The sequence below is a fragment of the Azonexus sp. genome (assembly GCF_047638095.1).
Classification (GTDB): Bacteria; Pseudomonadota; Gammaproteobacteria; order Burkholderiales; family Rhodocyclaceae; genus Azonexus.
This window is the reverse complement of the sequence record NZ_JBLJBW010000013.1, coordinates 32,128-48,900: the sequence shown is the minus strand read 5'-3', so window position 1 is coordinate 48,900 and position 16,773 is coordinate 32,128. Positions and strand designations below refer to the sequence as shown.

The window sequence follows — 16,773 nt, the reverse complement described above, 5'->3', positions numbered from 1 at the left end:
CAGCGATGACCGGCACCCTTTATCTCATCCCGGTGCCGCTTGGCCCCGGCGCGCCGCAAGCCGTACTGGCACCGCAAACGCTGGCCGCACTTCACCCACTGCGCCACTTCGTCGTGGAAAACGCCAAGAGCGCGCGCGCCTTTCTGAAAGCGGCGGGCACGGCGCTTCCTTTACAGGAATTACAGTTAAACGAGCTCAACGAGCACAGCCGCCCCTCTGACATTGCCCCCTTGCTCGCCCCCCTCCTCGCCGGCGAAGATGTCGGCCTGCTCTCGGAAGCCGGCTGCCCGGCGGTGGCCGACCCGGGGGCGGCGCTGGTCGCGCTGGCGCAAGAAAAAAACATCCGGATCCTACCTTTGATCGGCCCTTCCGCCTTGCTGCTCGCCCTCATGGGCAGCGGCCTGGACGGCCAGCGCTTCGCCTTTCACGGCTATCTGCCGGCAAAAGAAGCCGAACGTTCCAGCGCTTTGCGCGAACTGGAAAAAGAATCGCGACACAAGCGCCAGACGCAACTGTGCATCGAAACTCCGTATCGCAACACCGCCCTCTTCGCGGCTTTTCTGAAACACTGCCAGCCCACGACCCGGCTTTGTGTCGCTAGCGATTTAAGCTTGCCCAGTGAAACTATCCGCACGCAGACAATCGCCGCCTGGAAAAAACAAACGCCGCCCGATCTCGAGCGGCGTCCGACGGTTTTTCTACTGCTCGCTTAGTACAGCGTAAACCCCGCCATACGACTGCTCAGCCCCTGCCACAAGCTGTCCATCGCGCCCGCGCCAAAGCGTTTGGCAAAGCGCTCAGCGAGGTTTTCCTTGACAGTGTAGTCGAGCAACTCCTCGTTTTTCACTACCTCGCGCGCCACGCTATCGACCGAACCAAGTGCATCAGCCAGCCCCAGAGCGAGGCTTTGTTCGCCGGTCCACATCAATCCGGAGAAGGTCTGCTCGTCTTCTTTCAAGCGCTTGCCCCGACCTTCGCGCACCACCTGGACAAATTGCGCATGGATATTGGCCAGCAGCGCCTTGGCGTGCGCCGTTTGCCCTTCGACCTGCGGCGAGAAAGGATCAAGAAAACCCTTGTTTTCGCCCGCCGTCAGCAAACGCCGCTCGACGCCCAGTTTTTCCATCGTCCCGGAAAAACCGAACCCGTCCATGAGTACACCGATGGAGCCAATGATGCTGGCTTTATCGACGTAAATCTGATCCGCCGCTGCGGCGATGTAGTAACCGCCGGAGGCGCAAATATCCTCAACCACGGCATACAAGGGCTTGTCCGGATATTTGGCACGCAGACGGCGGATTTCGTCATTGACCATTCCCGCCTGCACCGGGCTGCCGCCGGGGCTGTTGATACGCAAAATCACGGCTTGCGAATTGGGCGCTTCGAAGGCGGAGTTCAGCGACGCCACGAGGTTTTCCGCGCTGGCTTCCGACTGCGGCGCAATCACGCCGCGCAATTGCACTAAGGCGACGTGCTTGTCCGCCACCTTGGCGGCATCCCAATCGACCAGGGCAAACAGGATGAAACTGACGTAAACAAAACCCAGCAGCTTGAAAAAAATCCCCCAACGGCGCTTGGCGCGCTGCTCGCTCAAAGCGGAAAAAGCGAGTTTTTCCAGAGTTTTCCGCTCCCAGGACGGGTCGCTATCTGGGTGGGAAGGCTTATCCATTGAAATATCCTGCATCTGTAGATCAAATGAGAAGCGCGCATCATGCCATTATTTGCGGCGCATTTGTTGCAGCGCACAGATCATGCAACAAGCGCCGGTCAACTCAGCCGTTGACGCGCAACCAGGCATCGAGTTCCGCCACATCCTGCACACAGGCGCGCGGCGCATGAGCGTGCAACTGCACCGCCGGATGTGCGCCATAGCTAACGGCGAGGGCATCGACCCCGGCATTTTTGGCCATCAAGAGATCGTGCGAAGTGTCTCCAATCATCACGGCGGCGGTTTCAGCCATACCAAACTCAGCCAGCAATTCTTCCAGCATCTGCGGGTGCGGCTTGGAGTGACACTCATCGGCGCAACGCGAGGCGGAAAAAAATGTGCGCAAGCCCGAATGATCGAGCGCACGCTCCAGCCCGACGCGGCTTTTCCCCGTCGCCACGGCGAGAATATGCCCAGCATTTTGCAGGCGCGCCAACATCTGCGGCACCCCTTCGAACAAACGCAACTCGTGGTCAGCGGACAAATAATGGAAGCGATAACGCTCGATCATGTCTTGATAATTTTCTGCTGCCAGATCCGGCACCGCATGGCGCATGGCATCGCCCAGCCCCAGACCAATCACATGGCTGGCCTGGGCGCGGCTGGGTACCGGCAACTCGAGATCGGCGCACGCGGCCTGAATGGCGCGCACAATGGCACCGGTGGAATCGAGCAAAGTGCCGTCCCAGTCAAAAACCACCAATTCGTATTTCATTTGTCTGCGTACTCCAGGATTGCTGCGCAGTTTTCTGCTGAAAATTCGCGCGCCATTTGCGCATCGGCCTGCGCCACATAGGTGCGCAAATTGGCGGGCAGCGGCGCACGACATTCCAAGGATTCGCCGTTTATCGGATGCTTGAAGGCCATGCGCCAGGCGTGCAGGCCCATGCGCTTCAAACCTTGCGCGGCCAACTGTTTGTTCAAGGCAAAATCACCGTATTTTTCATCGCCCAGAATAGGAAAGCCCAGGTGCGCCAGATGCACGCGGATCTGATGCGTACGCCCGGTTTTCAACTGCGCTTCCAAAAGACTGCAGCCTGGCCAGCGCGCCAGTAGCCGAAATACCGTATGCGCCGGCTTGCCCGATGCATCCACACGCACCCGCCGCTCACCGTTTTCCAGCAAATATTTATGAAGCGGCAATTTGACCTGCTGCACGCCATTCATCCAGCGCCCTTTGACGAGCACCAGATAGCGCTTGTCCGCTCCCTTGCCGTGCTCACGAAACATGTCGTGCAAGGCGGTCAGGGCAGAGCGTTTCTTGCCGACCAACAAAATACCGGAGGTTTCCCGGTCGAGCCGGTGCGCCAGTTCCAGAAATTTTGCCTGCGGCCGCTGTTCACGCAAGGCTTCGATCACCCCGAAACTGACCCCGCTGCCGCCATGCACGGCAACTCCTTCCGGTTTGTTGATCACCAGCAAGGCGTCGTCCTCGTACAGCACGGGCAGGTCGACTCGCACTTTCGCTGCCGCCGTGATTTCCGCCACCGGCCGCTGTGCCAGACGCAGCGGCGGCAGCCGCAAGACATCGCCCGCTTGCAAGCGGTAAGTGGCATCGACCCGCCCTTTATTGACGCGCACTTCGCCGCTGCGCAAGATGCGATACACATGACTCTTGGGCACGCCCTTGCAGTGGCGAAACAAAAAATTATCCAACCGCTGGCCGACGGCATCCTCGTCGAGTGTCAGATAAGTGACCGAATTGTTTCCTATTGGGTTCATTTTTCTAATATACTGCGCGGGTTTTACGTCGTTGTTTGAAGGGATGCCAAACCATCAGACCATGCGCAGCGTGCTCGTAGGGGAACTTCCCCGGAGGCAGACACCGCGTGGCAGGCCACGAATTCTCTCCCGTGCGAATGGCGCGGGGCAAACCACGACAAACATCGGGTTAAGTTCGCTCACCCAAAGTAGCGATGGTAATAGATTAGCTTGCCACAAGCACGCACGGATCGTCCGTTGCAGGAATTTCAAGCCACGCCCTCTCAAAACCGCGCGGCCATTTAACGATCAGCACACTCATCATCGCCTTGCCTTCCATCTCTATGACGCAACCCGATCACTGAACCTGTCGCTGCCTGCATGGGCGTTTCGCCGTGCTCCGGTAGGCTGGAGCCCCATTACAATGAAACGCATGCTCTTCAATGCGACACAGGCGGAAGAACTCCGTGTCGCCATTGTCGATGGTCAAAAACTGATTGACCTCGACATTGAATCCGCCGCCAAGGAACAACGCAAAAGCAACATCTACAAAGGGGTTATCACCCGCATAGAGCCGTCGCTGGAAGCCTGTTTCGTCGATTACGGCGCGGACCGCCACGGTTTTCTGCCCTTCAAGGAAATTTCCCGCAGCTATTTCCAGCCCGGCGTCGAGCCCAGCCGCGCCAAGATCAACGAAGCGCTCAAGGAAGGTCAGGAGCTCATCGTCCAGGTCGATAAAGACGAGCGCGGCAACAAGGGTGCGGCGCTCACCACCTATGTTTCGCTGGCCGGGCGTTACCTCGTGTTAATGCCGAACAATCCGCGCGGCGGCGGCGTCTCGCGCCGGGTCGATGGCGACGAGCGCACCGAGTTGCGCGAAGCCATGGATCAGCTCGAAGTGCCGCAAGGCATGAGCTTGATCGCGCGCACCGCCGCCATTGGCCGCCAGGCCGAAGAACTGCAATGGGATCTGAACTACCTGATGCAGCTGTGGACGGCCATCGAAGGCGCGGCCAAGGAGCATTCCGGTGCTTTCCTCATCTACCTGGAAAGCTCGCTGGTCATCCGCGCCATTCGCGATTACTTCCAGCCGGATATCGGCGAAATCCTCATCGACACCGACGACGTCTACGAGCAGGCGCGCGCCTTCATGGGCACGGTGATGCCGGGCAACGTCAATCGCGTCAAACGCTATCGCGACGACGTGCCGCTTTTCTCGCGCTTCCAGATCGAACACCAGATCGAAACCGCCTTCGCCCGCCAGGTCAACCTGCCTTCCGGCGGTGCCATCGTCATCGACCACACCGAGGCGCTAGTCGCCGTCGACGTCAACTCCGGGCGCGCCACCAAAGGCGCCGACATCGAAGAAACCGCGCTCAAAACCAACCTCGAAGCCGCCGACGAACTGGCCCGCCAGCTGCGCCTGCGCGACCTGGGCGGCCTGATCGTCATCGACTTCATCGACATGGAAAGCAGCAAGGCCCAGCGCGAAGTCGAAAACCGCCTGCGCGACGCCCTGCGCTTTGACCGCGCCCGCGTCCAGATGGGCAAAATCAGCCGCTTCGGCCTGATGGAGCTATCGCGCCAGCGGCTGCGCCCGGCGCTCGCTGAAACCAGCTACATCGCCTGCCCGCGCTGCTCCGGCACCGGCCACATCCGCTCCACCGAATCGGCGGCGCTACATATCCTGCGCATCCTCGAAGAAGAGGCGATGAAAGAAAACACCGGTGCCGTGCATGTGCAGGTGCCGGTCGACGTCGCCACCTTCCTGCTCAACGAGAAACGCGCCGACATTCAAACCATCGAATTGCGCCACAAGGTCAACATTTTGTTGATCCCCAACATCTACCTGGAAACGCCGGCCCACCAGATCACCCGTCTGCGCCACGAGGATCTCAACAGCGAGGACGAACGTGCCCCCTCGTACAAGATGGTCGACCAACCTGCCGAAGAAGACACGCGCAGCAGCAACCCGGCAGAAAAACAAAAACCGCGCCAGGAAGCCGCCGTCAAAGGCATCACCCCGGCGCAACCGGCCCCGCTGGTCGCTGAAAAACCGGCGGCGCTGCCCGTACCGGCAAGCCCCAGCCAGGGCGGCCTGCTCGGCTGGCTGAAATCTCTGTTCGCCGGTGGCGCTGCTGCCCCCGCCCCGACCGAGCCCGTCACCCCGGCGCAAAAACCGCGCAACGCTCGTAATGGCGAACGTAATGAGCGCCAAGGCAACCGTCGTAATGGGCGCAATAACCGCAATGGCCGCAACGAGGAAAACAGCGAACGTAACGGCGAGCGCAATGAGCGCCAAAGCGGACGCAACAACGAGCGCAACCCCAAACCGGTCGCCGAGGAAAACCTCGCTGCGCCGCAAACCACCGCCAGCACGGGCAATAGCGAACGTCCGGAACGCAAGCGGCGCGAACGGCGCGAACGCACTCCGGCAGAGAACAAGCCACAAACGGAAGTCGCTGCCCTGCCCGTTGCCAACGACAATACTCCTGCCCCTGGCGAGAACACCACGGGCGTCAACAACGACGAGCAAGGTAATTCCCGTCGCCGAGGCCGTCGCGGCGGCCGCAACCGGGGCGAACGCCCAGAGTCTCGCGATGTTGAAACGCCGATCGACAAGCTCGAGAGCAGCACAGCGAGCAAGGAGGCAGACAGCGCGCTCGAAACCGCGGCAGAAACCACCGCCGCCAAATTCCAGCTGACCACACCGCTGCCCACCGCCCTCGTCGCCCTCGACCAGCCGGTCGTGAGCACTGCCGTTGCGCCAGAAAACAGCACTCTGGCAACAGAAGCAGGCACCTCCGAAACCGCTGCGCTACCGGCTGAAATCGCCGCGCCTGCCGTAACAGCAGCTCCGGTAACACCAGCCCCGGTCCTCGCCGCCGATCTCGCCAGCGAGACTGTCGCAGCGCCCACCGCCGACACGCCGCCGTCAAGCTTTACCCCCCCGGCAGCAGTCCTGCCGGAGGCTGCGCCAGAAACCCCGGCGGAAATCGTCACGCCACCGAGCGCGCCCGAAATCGCACCCGAAATCGCGCCCAGCCTTGCCGCGGCAAGCGACACCCCGACAACCAAGCTCGATCTTGACGCAGCGCTTGCCGACAGCGGCCTGGTCATGGTGCAAACCACGACCGCAGCCACCCACAGCGCCGTCGCCGAGCCGCCGAAAAAGCTGGGACGGCCGCGCAAAGCCAAGGCAGCCCCGGCGCAAGAGGAAGCCATGGTGATGATCGAAACGCAAAAATAAGCGCAAGCAAAACGCCTTGCCTGCAAAAACCGGGAAGCCTTCCACTTCCCGGTTTTTTTACGCCGCGCGCCAAGCAAGCGATACGCTACCGGCCTTGCGGCCTGTTTTGCGGCCTCTCGTCATGACAAAATTTGCCAGGGGTTTGCCCTCCGGCCAAACCGCCGCAGCGGAACAATGCTGCGTTACAGGGCGAAAAACGAGAACACCGCGCAAACCTTCCGCGCCGCCGCGTTCTCAGGTGTTTTTCAGCTGTTTCTTGAGCACGATAACCAAGCCCTGCGCAGCGTCCTCGACCATATCGAGTACCAGATCAAACCCGTGGCCGAGGCCGTAATAGGGGTCCGGCACTTCGTGGTCGTCGAAGTTTTTGGCGTATTCCATGAACAGGTGGATTTTTTCCTGTTGTGCTGGTGTCGCCATGCGCTGCAGGTTGTCGCAGTTGTTTTTATCCATGGCCAGAATCAGATCGAAATAATCGAGATCCTGGTACGCCACCTTGCGCGCGCGCAACTGCGACAAATCATAACCACGCGCCGCCGCCGCACGCTGGGTGCGCGGATCTGGTGCTTCGCCAACGTGATAACCGTGCGTCCCCGCCGAATCGATCTCTACCCACTCACCGATACCGGCCTGCCGCACACAATGCCGTAAAACGGCTTCTGCCGTGGGTGAGCGGCAGATATTGCCCATACAAACCAGCAAAACGCGAATTGTCATTGTTGTTTTCCTCCAATCGCGTGTTCTCCTGAAATATCGTGCTGCGCTGCGCCAAAAACCTGTTCACGCAGACGGAACAAGCTGTCGCGTGCTGCTGCCGCTTTTTCGAATTCGAGGTTTTTCGCGCAGTCGAGCATCTCTTTTTCCAGCCGCTTGATCTCTTTTGCCACGGCCTTTTCGCTCATCGTCGCATAATTTTCCCGCTCTTGCGCTACTTTCAGCGTGTTTTGTGCCGGGCCTGCGTCATAAACGCCGTCAATGATGTCCTTGATTTTTTTCGCCACGCTGCGCGCCACGATGCCATGCTGGGCATTGAAGGCAAGTTGTTTTTCCCGCCGCCGCGCGGTTTCGTCGATGGCTTTTTGCATCGACTGCGTCATCTTGTCAGCATACAAAATGGCCGTGCCGTGAATATGCCGCGCCGCCCGGCCAATCGTCTGAATCAGCGAACGCTCGGAACGCAAAAAACCTTCCTTATCCGCATCCAGTATCGTCACCAAGGAAACTTCCGGAATATCCAGACCTTCGCGCAAGAGGTTGATACCGACCAGCACGTCGAATTCGCCCAGACGCAGATCGCGGATGATTTCCACCCGCTCGACGGTGTCGATGTCCGAGTGCAGATAGCGCACGCGTACACCATGCTCCGAAAGAAAATCCGTCAAATCCTCGGCCATGCGCTTGGTCAGCGTGGTGACCAGCACTCGCTCTTGCTGCGCCACCCGCAACTTGATTTCACCAAGCAAATCATCAACCTGCGTTCCCGCCGGACGAACGATGATGTCCGGGTCCACCAAGCCGGTCGGGCGCACCAATTGCTCCACCACCTGCCCAGCGTGCTGTGCTTCGTAATCGGCGGGCGTCGCCGAAACGAAGATGGTCTGCCGCATATGCGTCTCGAACTCATTGAATTGCAGGGGCCGGTTGTCAAGCGCGGAAGGCAGGCGAAAGCCATAGTCGACCAGGTTTTCCTTGCGCGAGCGGTCGCCCTTGTACATGCCGCCGACCTGGCCGATGGTGACGTGCGATTCGTCGATGAACATCAGCGCATCGCGCGGCAGGTAGTCGATCAGGGTGGGCGGCGGCTCGCCCGCCTGGCGTCCAGAAAAATGCCGGGAATAGTTTTCGATGCCCTTGCAAAAACCGATCTGATCCAGCATTTCCAGATCGAAACGGGTGCGCTGCTCGATGCGCTGCGCTTCGACCAGTTTCTGATTGGCGCTGAAAAACGCGATGCGCTCGCGCAACTCGGCCTTGATGGTTTCGATGGCCTTCAAGACCGTGGCGCGTGGCGTGACGTAGTGCGACGCCGGAAAAACGGTAAAGCGCAAGGCTTTATGCAAAAGCTGGCCGGTCAAGGGATCAAAAAACTGCAAGCCTTCGATTTCGTCGTCGAACAAGGCCACACGCAGCGCGTGCTCGGCGTTTTCTGCCGGAAAAATATCGATCACATCGCCGCGCACCCGGAAAGTGCCGCGCTGAAAGTCGATTTCGTTGCGCTCGTACTGCATGTCCGTCAGGCGCTTGAGGATATCGCGCTGATCCATGCGATCACCCACCCGCATGGTAAGGATCATGTTGTGGTATTCGTCGCGGTCGCCAATGCCGTAGATGCACGACACCGTCGCCACGATCACCACATCGCGCCGCTCGATCAGGCTCTTGGTGGCGGACAGGCGCATCTGCTCGATGTGGTCATTGATCGAACTGTCCTTCTCGATAAACAGATCGCGCGACGGCACATAGGCTTCCGGCTGGTAATAGTCGTAGTAGGAAACGAAATACTCGACGGCGTTTTCCGGGAAGAACTCCTTGAACTCCGAATACAACTGCGCCGCCAGCGTCTTGTTTGGGGCCAGCACCAGCGCCGGGCGGCCGCTGCGGGCGATGACGTTGGCCATGGTGTAGGTCTTGCCGGAGCCGGTCACGCCGAGCAAAGTCTGAAAAGAAAGGCCGTCGCCCACCCCTTCGACCAGTTGCGCAATGGCCGCCGGCTGGTCGCCAGCGGGCGGAAAAGGCTGGTGCAAACGGTAGGGGCTGCCGGAAAAAGTCAGCACGGGCGTGCTGTCGGTCGATGCGCTCATGTTAGTATTTTACGTTTTCTGCCGCGCCAACAGGCCCGCAGCATTCCGGCGACCCCGACGGCCGCCGCACATTTATCTTCCCATTATCCACGGAGTCAGTCATGTCCTCTTCGATCTTTGCGGCGGTGGAACTTGCCCCGCGCGACCCCATTTTGGGGCTGAACGAAGCCTTTAACGCCGATGCACGCGATATCAAAGTCAATCTTGGTGTCGGCGTGTATTTCGACGACAACGGGAAAATCCCCCTGCTGGCCGCCGTCAAGGCCGCCGAAGACGCCCGCGTCAAAGCCGCCCTGCCGCGCGGTTATCAACCGATCGAAGGCGTTCCTGCCTATAACAGCGCAGTACAAAATCTGCTGTTCGGCAAGGATTCCGAACTGCTTGCCGCCGGCCGCGTCATCACCGCCCAGGCCATTGGCGGCACTGGCGCGCTGAAAATCGGTGCCGATTACCTGAAACGCCTGAACCCGGACGCCAAGGTCTATATCAGCAACCCGTCCTGGGAAAACCACCGCGCGCTGTTTGAATCTGCGGGTTTCATCGTCGAGGATTACGCCTATTACGATGCCGCCACCCGTGGCGTGAACTTCGCCGGCATGAAGGCCGATCTCAACAAAATGGCTCCTGGCGCCATCGTGCTGCTGCACGCCTGCTGCCATAACCCAACCGGTGCCGACCTGTCCGACGCGCAGTGGGCGGAAGTCGTCGAAATCTGCCAGGCGCGCGGTTTGGTGCCTTTCCTCGACATGGCCTACCAGGGCTTTGCCGACGGCATCGATGCCGACGCCGTGGCCATTCGCGCTTTCTCCGCTTCCGGCCTGCAGTTCTTCGCCTCCAGCTCCTTCTCCAAGAACTTCTCGCTCTACGGCGAGCGTGTCGGCGCGCTGTCCATTGTCACCGCCAGCAAGGAAGAATCGGCCCGCGTGCTGTCGCAGGTGAAGCGCGTCATCCGTACCAATTACTCCAATCCGCACACCCACGGTGCCGTGTTGGTGGCCAATGTGCTGACCTCGCCCGAATTGCGCGCCCAGTGGGAAGGCGAACTCGCCGCCATGCGCGAGCGCATCCGCGCCATGCGCAGCGGCCTGGTGGACGCGATCAAGGCCACCGGCTGCGCGCAGGATTTTTCCTTCGTCACGCAGCAACGCGGCATGTTCTCCTACACCGGCCTTTCCGCTGCGCAGGTCGAGCGCCTGAAAGAAGAATTCGGCATCTACGCCGTTTCCACCGGTCGCATCTGCCTTGCCGCGCTCAACAGCAAAAACATCGGTTATGTTGCCCAGGCAATCGCCAATGTCATCCGCTGACTATTGGCCACGCCAAGGAAAAGGCCGCTGAATGCGGCCTTTTTCTTGGGTATCACTCCGCTTGCCTGCCGTTTGAAGCCTTTCGATCAAGCCGGTTGATGGGCTTGAGCAAACTCGAAACGAATAAGCCTGCAAATTTCAGCGCTCGATCACCACTTCCGGGTTGGGCAGCATGCCGCTGACGCGCACCGGCACACGCAAGGCCGCCACCGAAGAGCGCACATCGACTGTCAGCCGCCCCTCGATCTGCCCGTCTGGCGTATGGCGCAAAGCCCCGCTGGCGCGCATCGCCCCGGCATCGAGATGCAAATCGTGCAAGCCGATGCCGCGTGCATCCGCCTGCACCCGTGCGGCCAGTCGATCAAAGCGCGTATTGCCGGCACGCACCACGCTGCCCGGACCACGCCGCCCGGCCTCGCCAAGATCGATGCCAAACAGGGTGCCGCGCAAAACCGTTGCCTGCATGTCCAGATTCACGCCCGACCATAAAGCGGCCCAATCGCTGCCGCTGCCGTTAAGACGCAAGGGCCCTTCCAGCACGCCAGCCCATTTGAATTTTGGCAAAACACTGCTGCTCAATTGCTGCAAATCTACTCTTGCCAGCTGCAAATCGCCGCGCATGGCCAGCCCCTGTTCGTTCCAACCCAAGCTCCACTCACCCTGCAGCAGACCGCCGAAAATACTGGCCTCAATCTCACGCACCTGCAAGCCTTGCACATCGAGGGTTGCTTTTGCATCGAGCGCGCCAAAGCGCAGCGGCAACGCGGGCGGCTGCCAGGCCCGACCTTCGATGCGTAGCGCAAGCTGCCCAGGGGCTGGATTGATCTCGAGCGCCAAGGATTTATCCTGGTTCTCCAAACGCCCACGCACAAAACGCCCCTGTGCATAGCTCAAAATCCCATTGAATTCGGCAAACACCAGCTGCGGCGCGGCCATCAGCTGCACATGGTTCAGCTTGATCTCGTGCAAGGCCGGCAAAGCCAAGTCACTCGCGCTGGCCACACCGGGTTGCATCAACAAGGCCGGCAGCGACCAACTGACCTGCGACGCTTCCATGTGGCCAAGCTGCGCCCGCCCCGAGGCCCACAACTGCCACGGCGGCGGTAAATCCAAACGTCCAATCCGCCCAAGCTGGGACGCTGCCCCCTCCGGGCCGCCCAGGCGCAGATCGTGTAATTCAAGGTGCGGACGAGGCAGGGCAACAAAAATGATCGCACCGATCGTCACCGGCGTCTGCAACAGCTCGCTCGCCGTTTTTTCCAGCTCGGCACGATGCCTGTCGTAAGGATAGAAAAACACCAGCAGCAGCGCCCCCACGATCAGCGCCAGCACACCTCCCACCAGCCAAGGCAGTAAACGCAAACGGCGGGGCGCATCAAAAACATCCTCCGCATCCTGCTGGCGCTCCTGTTTTACCGCCTGGGCAGTTCGCTGGCTGGCCGCCAACACGGGTTTGCCAAAAGCCGAAAATACGCTGACTGGCCCAGGCTCATCGTGCGTAATGCGCGGCGACTCACGGGTGCCAAAGGTAGAAAACTGCGACAACGCCGAATGCCGCTCCGGCGTCTCCGGCGGCAAACCCACCGCCCATGCGGCGGCTGCCTCGGCTAGCGGGACGATATAACCGCCGCGCTCCAGCTCGCTGATTGCCCCTTCCACCAACCGGGCATTGCCGATTTTGGCCGTCAACTCCTCGACACTGAGCTTGCCGTCGATCTGCACCAACACCAGGCGCAAATTACGCTGCACCACACGCGTACTCTGCCGAACGGCCTCATCGCCAGCCGGCGTTTTTGCATAAACTCGTGCTGAAACCATCGTTCACCTTCCCTCGAAACCCACAACTGGCCTTGACTTTTGTCCATTCTACTACTATAATGCCATCTTTCTATTCCCCGATAGCTCAGTCGGTAGAGCGCCGGACTGTTAATCCGTAGGTCCCTGGTTCGAGCCCAGGTCGGGGAGCCAAAGAAATTCAAGCAAAAAGCCCACATTCTTGTGGGCTTTTTGCTTTTCTGGCCCGCCGTCCGGTCGATCCAACCGCCGCAGTGCAGAAAACTGCGGTGCGCGCAGTAATCAAATCGCGTACGGTGGCAGGTGCCGGGGCAAAGATATGTTTTTTAAGCGCACATAGGCCGGCAAGCCATCAACGAAAGGCGGCAGATCCTCGCCAACGATCAAAGGGCGCAGATAGCGGCGGCAGGCCTCGGTGATGTGAAAACAGTCGGCACTGATGAATTCCGCCGGCAGACGACGCTCGACATTGGCCAAATCGGCCAGAGGAGCGGTGCGAATCTCCCAACGATACGGCATATCGCTGAGGCGGTGCAGAATCGGCGCAACATCGCTCTCCCCCGCCATGGCCAGGCGCAAGGCCGCGGCACCCAGGGCGTAAGCCTGTTCGACGTCGACTTTGGAGGCCAAATGGCGGGCCGAACGCTGCAGGTAGTCGGCCACCGCCAGGTGTTGTTTGTAGCCCAGGTGCACTTCCACCATGTCGGCGATATAGCGGCCGACCGTGCCGGCGCGCCGGCTGGAAACGCCGAAATTGCAGCCTCCCGCATCGCACAGGCCTTCTGCCGTGACCACCACGCAATAACCGTAGGTTTCTACGCATTGCCGCACACGCGCCAGAAATTTGCGATCATCGAAGCCGACTTCCGGAAAGAGCAGGATGTGCGGCGGCTCCCCCGCGGCCTCGCTCGCCAGCCCGGCGGCCGCCGTGATCCAGCCGGCATGGCGACCCATGACTTCGAGCACGAACACCTTGGTCGAGGTCTGCGACATCGATGCCACGTCGTACCCTGCTTCGCGCACCGAGGTGGCGATGTATTTCGCCACCGAACCGAATCCGGGACAGCAATCGGTGAGCGCCATATCGTTATCGACCGTTTTCGGGATACCGATCACTTTCAAAGGCCGGCCGATTTCGCGCATCATCTGCGAGAGATGCCAGGCCGCCCCCATCGAGCCTTCACCGCCGTTGATGAAAAAGTAGCCGACTTCATGCGCATCGAGCACTGCCGCCAGACGTTCATACATGACACGATGCGTTTCCAGCGGCCCCAGATGAAAGCGGCTGGCACCAAAGGCACCGCCCGGCGTCTGGCGTAGGCGGGCAATATCGGCATCGCTTTCCAGACCTGTGTCGATCAAATCCTCGCGCAACGCGCCAAGAATGCCGTCGCGCCCGGCATAGACAGTCCCCATGCGCGTTGGATCGGCCAAATGCTGACGGCGCGCTTCCTCAATGAGGCCGCACGCCGTCGCATTGATTACGGCGGTAGCGCCTCCTGACTGCGCGTAGAAGGCGTTGATTGCCGTCATCGCGTCAGGTCAAGGCACCAAAGGCTGCTGCCGTAATTTGATCGACATTGCCAACACCGGCAATTTTGCGCACTTTCGGTGCCTTGGCGTCGCCCGCAGCGGCCCAGCTGCTGTAAAAATCGACCAGCGGCTTGGTTTGCGAATGGTATATTTCAAGACGTTTTTTGACGGTTTCTTCCTTGTCGTCATCGCGCTGCACCAGGTCTTCACCGGTCACGTCGTCTTTACCTTCCACCTTGGGCGGGTTGAATTTAACGTGATAGGTGCGCCCCGAGGCCAGATGAGCGCGGCGACCGGCCATGCGCTCGACGATATCGCTGTCTGGCACGTCGATTTCCAGAACGAACTCAATCGGCACACCAGCCTCTTTCATCGCCTGCGCCTGCGGGATGGTGCGCGGAAAACCATCGAACAGGTAACCATTTTTACAATCGGCTTCCTGCAAACGATCCTTGACCATGCCGATGATCACCGCATCCGGCACCAGGCCGCCAGCGTCCATATGTTTTTTTGCCTCCAGCCCGAGCGGCGTACCCGCTTTGACCTGGGCGCGCAGCATGTCGCCGGTGGAAATTTGCGGAATGGCAAATTTTTCGCAAATGTATTTGGCTTGCGTGCCCTTGCCGGCACCCGGTGCCCCCAAAAGAATCAGCTTCATGAAACGTCCCTCGTATGAAAAACCAGAAATTCTTGCTTTTTGCACGGCCTTCGCACCGTGGCAGACAGACTGCCGGAACGCTCGAACTTACCCGCTAATTCCGGCAGGGTCAAACAGTTTGCGCACCCGCACTGCGTCTTCCGGTGTATCCACCCCGGCGGCCGGGGCGGTATCGGTCAGGGTAACGCTGATGCGGTAGCCCTGCCAGAGCGCACGCAGCTGCTCCAGCGCCTCGAACTGCTCGCCAGGCGCTTCCTGCAAGCCGGCATAGGCTTTCAAAAAGCCCGCCCGATAGGCATACAGGCCGACGTGGCGGTAGGCGGGAAAATTCTGCGGCAGGCTGCTTCGATCTACCTTGGCAAAATGGTCGCGGGCATACGGAATGGGCGCGCGCGAAAAATACAAGGCATCGCCATCGGCGCGACAAACCACCTTCACCACGTTCGGATTAAAAAACTCTGCCGCGCTATGTATCGGATGCGCCACAGTGGCGATATCCGCACCGCTGGCCGCCAACTGGCGCACGGTTTGCGTGATCAGCGCCGGTTCGATCAAAGGCTCGTCGCCCTGCACATTGACCACCAAGACCTCATTCGTCCAGCCGCGCTGCGCCACCACTTCAGCCAGACGATCGGTGCCGGTGGCGTGATCTGGATGCGTCAAAAGCGCTGCCACGCCGTGTTCGGTACAGGCCGCATGCACCTCTGGATGGTCGGTCGCCACCCAGATTTCTTCCGCCCCTGCCTGGCGCGCGCGTTCGGCAACGCGCACCACCATCGGTTTCCCCCCCAGATCGAGCAGAGGTTTTCCGGGCAGGCGGGAGGAGGCGTAACGCGCCGGAATAACGATCTTGAATGCTGGCACCATCAGGCAACGGCCCTCACGCCGGAGCAAGCCATTGCCGGGCCTCATCGACCAACATCACCGGGATGTCGTCGCGCACCGGATACGCCAGAGCGCAGGGCGCGCAGATCAATTCCTGCGCCGCTTTGTCGTATTCGAGCGGGCCTTTGCACTGCGGGCAGACCAAGATTTCAAGCAGACGAGCATCCACGAAGTTTCTCCACAATCAAATCCATCAGGGCCGGCGGCAAAACTGCGCTGACCGGCAAAACCCAGGCAGCAGCAAGTGCTGCCGGCAAGACAAGCGCGGCGCATTTTACTGCATCCTTTTCCGTCATCAGCAAAATGCTTTGCGCACCAAAATCGAGCTCCGCCGCCAAATAGGCGTGATGGTCGGGAAAAGGATGGGCAACAAAGTCAAAGCCCAAGGCGCGCAAGCTGGCAAAAAACCGCTGCGGCGCACCGATGCCGGCAATGGCGTGTACATTTTTGCCCGCCAACTGCACCGACAACTCTGCCGCAGAGCAACGTTTTTCGGGCGCTCCCAGGGCATAAAAATCCTGCGCCTGCAGCGGCATGGTAAAAGCGGGCCGCTGTGCGGCGAAACCTTCCACCGCACAGCCATTGCCCACCACGGCATCGACTGTGAGCAGACGCGCCAAGGGTTCGCGCAAAGGTCCTAACGGCAAACGCCAGCCATTGCCCGCACTGCGCGTATCGAACACGGCAATTTCGACATCGCGCGCCAGACTGTAGTGCTGCAAGCCGTCGTCACACAAAAGCACATCGACTTCAGGGTGCGCCGCCAACAGCGCTTGTCCGGCGGCCGCACGCGCGCGCCCCACCCACACCGGGCAGGCACTGCGCTGGGCGAGCAAACGCGGTTCATCACCGACTTCCGCCGCCGTACTCGTCGCGTGCACGGCGCGCACCGCCGCCCCCAAATCTGCCCCATACCCCCGGCTGACGATGCCCGGATGCCAGCCCCGGGCGCGCAAATTTTCGGCCAAGGCCAAGGTGAGCGGCGTTTTACCGGCACCGCCGACGACCAGATTACCGACCACCACGACCGGCACCGGCAAGCGCTGCGGCCGCGCCCGCCATTTACGCCAGGCCGCCACACCGACATAGAGCAGCTGCGCCGGCCACAAAAACAAAAACCATAGAGGCCAGGCCAG

14 protein-coding genes and 1 tRNA gene are annotated in these 16,773 nt (G+C 60.4%); 4 read left to right on the top strand and 11 right to left on the bottom strand.

Annotated elements, in window-relative coordinates; translation table 11 throughout:
• Positions 1 to 5: 5 nt before the first annotated feature.
• On the top strand, positions 6 to 713 hold the full coding sequence (locus ACM62Q_RS05165; protein ID WP_415034251.1) for an SAM-dependent methyltransferase: 708 nt from the start codon (positions 6 to 8) through the stop codon (positions 711 to 713).
• Here the strand turns inward: ACM62Q_RS05165 and ACM62Q_RS05160 are convergent.
• The 3 genes from ACM62Q_RS05160 to ACM62Q_RS05150 form a co-directional block, all read right to left on the bottom strand.
• Positions 710 to 1,669, bottom strand: a complete 960-nt coding sequence (locus ACM62Q_RS05160) for a S49 family peptidase (RefSeq protein WP_415034249.1) — start codon at positions 1,667 to 1,669, stop codon at positions 710 to 712. The genes ACM62Q_RS05165 and ACM62Q_RS05160 overlap by 4 nt on opposite strands.
• A gap of 103 nt (positions 1,670 to 1,772) precedes the next feature.
• On the bottom strand, positions 1,773 to 2,423 hold the full coding sequence (locus ACM62Q_RS05155) for an HAD family hydrolase (RefSeq protein ID WP_415034247.1): 651 nt from the start codon (positions 2,421 to 2,423) through the stop codon (positions 1,773 to 1,775).
• Positions 2,420 to 3,430 carry an RluA family pseudouridine synthase gene (locus ACM62Q_RS05150; protein WP_415034245.1) on the bottom strand — a complete coding sequence of 337 codons (1,011 nt, stop codon included), beginning with the start codon at positions 3,428 to 3,430 and terminating at the stop codon, positions 2,420 to 2,422. Before ACM62Q_RS05150 ends, ACM62Q_RS05155 begins: the two co-directional genes overlap by 4 nt.
• A gap of 403 nt (positions 3,431 to 3,833) precedes the next feature.
• Between ACM62Q_RS05150 and ACM62Q_RS05145 the strand changes: the two genes are divergently transcribed.
• A complete protein-coding gene (locus ACM62Q_RS05145; RefSeq protein WP_415034243.1) occupies positions 3,834 to 6,659 on the top strand; it encodes an Rne/Rng family ribonuclease in 2,826 nt (941 codons plus the stop codon).
• Positions 6,660 to 6,893: 234 nt separating this feature from the next.
• Here the strand turns inward: ACM62Q_RS05145 and ACM62Q_RS05140 are convergent, their stop codons facing one another.
• Together ACM62Q_RS05140 and uvrB are read right to left on the bottom strand one after the other, a co-directional pair.
• The gene (locus ACM62Q_RS05140; protein WP_415034241.1) at positions 6,894 to 7,376 is read right to left on the bottom strand and encodes a low molecular weight protein-tyrosine-phosphatase; all 483 of its coding nucleotides are present in this window, start codon (positions 7,374 to 7,376) and stop codon (positions 6,894 to 6,896) included.
• Positions 7,373 to 9,460, bottom strand: coding sequence for an excinuclease ABC subunit UvrB (gene uvrB / locus ACM62Q_RS05135; RefSeq protein ID WP_415034239.1), 2,088 nt, complete (start codon positions 9,458 to 9,460; stop codon positions 7,373 to 7,375). Before uvrB ends, ACM62Q_RS05140 begins: the two co-directional genes overlap by 4 nt.
• Before the next feature lie 101 nt (positions 9,461 to 9,561).
• On the opposite strand from uvrB, the gene ACM62Q_RS05130 reads away from it, so the two are divergent.
• Positions 9,562 to 10,767 (top strand): aromatic amino acid transaminase, encoded by a 1,206-nt coding sequence (locus ACM62Q_RS05130; protein ID WP_415034237.1) that lies wholly within the window; start codon positions 9,562 to 9,564, stop codon positions 10,765 to 10,767.
• A gap of 138 nt (positions 10,768 to 10,905) precedes the next feature.
• On the opposite strand, the gene ACM62Q_RS05125 is transcribed toward ACM62Q_RS05130, so the two are convergent.
• Positions 10,906 to 12,585 carry an AsmA-like C-terminal region-containing protein gene (locus ACM62Q_RS05125; protein ID WP_415034235.1) on the bottom strand — a complete coding sequence of 560 codons (1,680 nt, stop codon included), beginning with the start codon at positions 12,583 to 12,585 and terminating at the stop codon, positions 10,906 to 10,908.
• A gap of 74 nt (positions 12,586 to 12,659) precedes the next feature.
• On the opposite strand from ACM62Q_RS05125, the gene ACM62Q_RS05120 reads away from it, so the two are divergent.
• Positions 12,660 to 12,735 (top strand) — tRNA-Asn (locus ACM62Q_RS05120).
• Positions 12,736 to 12,843: 108 nt separating this feature from the next.
• On the opposite strand, the gene ACM62Q_RS05115 is transcribed toward ACM62Q_RS05120, so the two are convergent.
• The 5 genes from ACM62Q_RS05115 to lpxK all read right to left on the bottom strand — a co-directional run bounded on the left by ACM62Q_RS05115 (position 12,844) and on the right by lpxK (position 16,746).
• Positions 12,844 to 14,094 (bottom strand): 6-phosphofructokinase, encoded by a 1,251-nt coding sequence (locus ACM62Q_RS05115; protein WP_415034233.1) that lies wholly within the window; start codon positions 14,092 to 14,094, stop codon positions 12,844 to 12,846.
• Between the two features lie 4 nt (positions 14,095 to 14,098).
• Complete coding sequence (gene adk / locus ACM62Q_RS05110) at positions 14,099 to 14,752, bottom strand: adenylate kinase (protein WP_415034231.1); 654 nt, start codon at positions 14,750 to 14,752, stop codon at positions 14,099 to 14,101.
• 87 nt (positions 14,753 to 14,839) lie between these two features.
• The gene (gene kdsB, locus ACM62Q_RS05105; protein ID WP_415034229.1) at positions 14,840 to 15,619 is read right to left on the bottom strand and encodes a 3-deoxy-manno-octulosonate cytidylyltransferase; all 780 of its coding nucleotides are present in this window, start codon (positions 15,617 to 15,619) and stop codon (positions 14,840 to 14,842) included.
• 13 nt (positions 15,620 to 15,632) lie between these two features.
• A complete protein-coding gene (locus tag ACM62Q_RS05100; protein WP_415034227.1) occupies positions 15,633 to 15,806 on the bottom strand; it encodes a Trm112 family protein in 174 nt (57 codons plus the stop codon).
• A complete protein-coding gene (gene lpxK / locus ACM62Q_RS05095) occupies positions 15,787 to 16,746 on the bottom strand; it encodes a tetraacyldisaccharide 4'-kinase (protein ID WP_415034225.1) in 960 nt (319 codons plus the stop codon). The genes ACM62Q_RS05100 and lpxK overlap by 20 nt, the downstream gene beginning before the upstream one ends.
• Between the last annotated feature and the right edge of the window lie 27 nt (positions 16,747 to 16,773).

Excerpts from the sequence above, each read along its gene's own strand:
- ACM62Q_RS05165 (WP_415034251.1), top strand. The coding sequence starts at position 6 with ATGACCGGCACCCTTTATCTCATCCCGGTGCCGCTTGGCCCCGGCGCG.
- ACM62Q_RS05160 (WP_415034249.1), bottom strand. The coding sequence starts at position 1,669 with ATGGATAAGCCTTCCCACCCAGATAGCGACCCGTCCTGGGAGCGGAAA.
- ACM62Q_RS05155 (WP_415034247.1), bottom strand. The coding sequence starts at position 2,423 with ATGAAATACGAATTGGTGGTTTTTGACTGGGACGGCACTTTGCTCGAT.
- ACM62Q_RS05150 (WP_415034245.1), bottom strand. The coding sequence starts at position 3,430 with ATGAACCCAATAGGAAACAATTCGGTCACTTATCTGACACTCGACGAG.
- ACM62Q_RS05145 (WP_415034243.1), top strand. The coding sequence starts at position 3,834 with ATGAAACGCATGCTCTTCAATGCGACACAGGCGGAAGAACTCCGTGTC.
- ACM62Q_RS05140 (WP_415034241.1), bottom strand. The coding sequence starts at position 7,376 with ATGACAATTCGCGTTTTGCTGGTTTGTATGGGCAATATCTGCCGCTCA.
- uvrB (WP_415034239.1), bottom strand. The coding sequence starts at position 9,460 with ATGAGCGCATCGACCGACAGCACGCCCGTGCTGACTTTTTCCGGCAGC.
- ACM62Q_RS05130 (WP_415034237.1), top strand. The coding sequence starts at position 9,562 with ATGTCCTCTTCGATCTTTGCGGCGGTGGAACTTGCCCCGCGCGACCCC.
- ACM62Q_RS05125 (WP_415034235.1), bottom strand. The coding sequence starts at position 12,585 with ATGGTTTCAGCACGAGTTTATGCAAAAACGCCGGCTGGCGATGAGGCC.
- ACM62Q_RS05115 (WP_415034233.1), bottom strand. The coding sequence starts at position 14,094 with ATGACGGCAATCAACGCCTTCTACGCGCAGTCAGGAGGCGCTACCGCC.
- adk (WP_415034231.1), bottom strand. The coding sequence starts at position 14,752 with ATGAAGCTGATTCTTTTGGGGGCACCGGGTGCCGGCAAGGGCACGCAA.
- kdsB (WP_415034229.1), bottom strand. The coding sequence starts at position 15,619 with ATGGTGCCAGCATTCAAGATCGTTATTCCGGCGCGTTACGCCTCCTCC.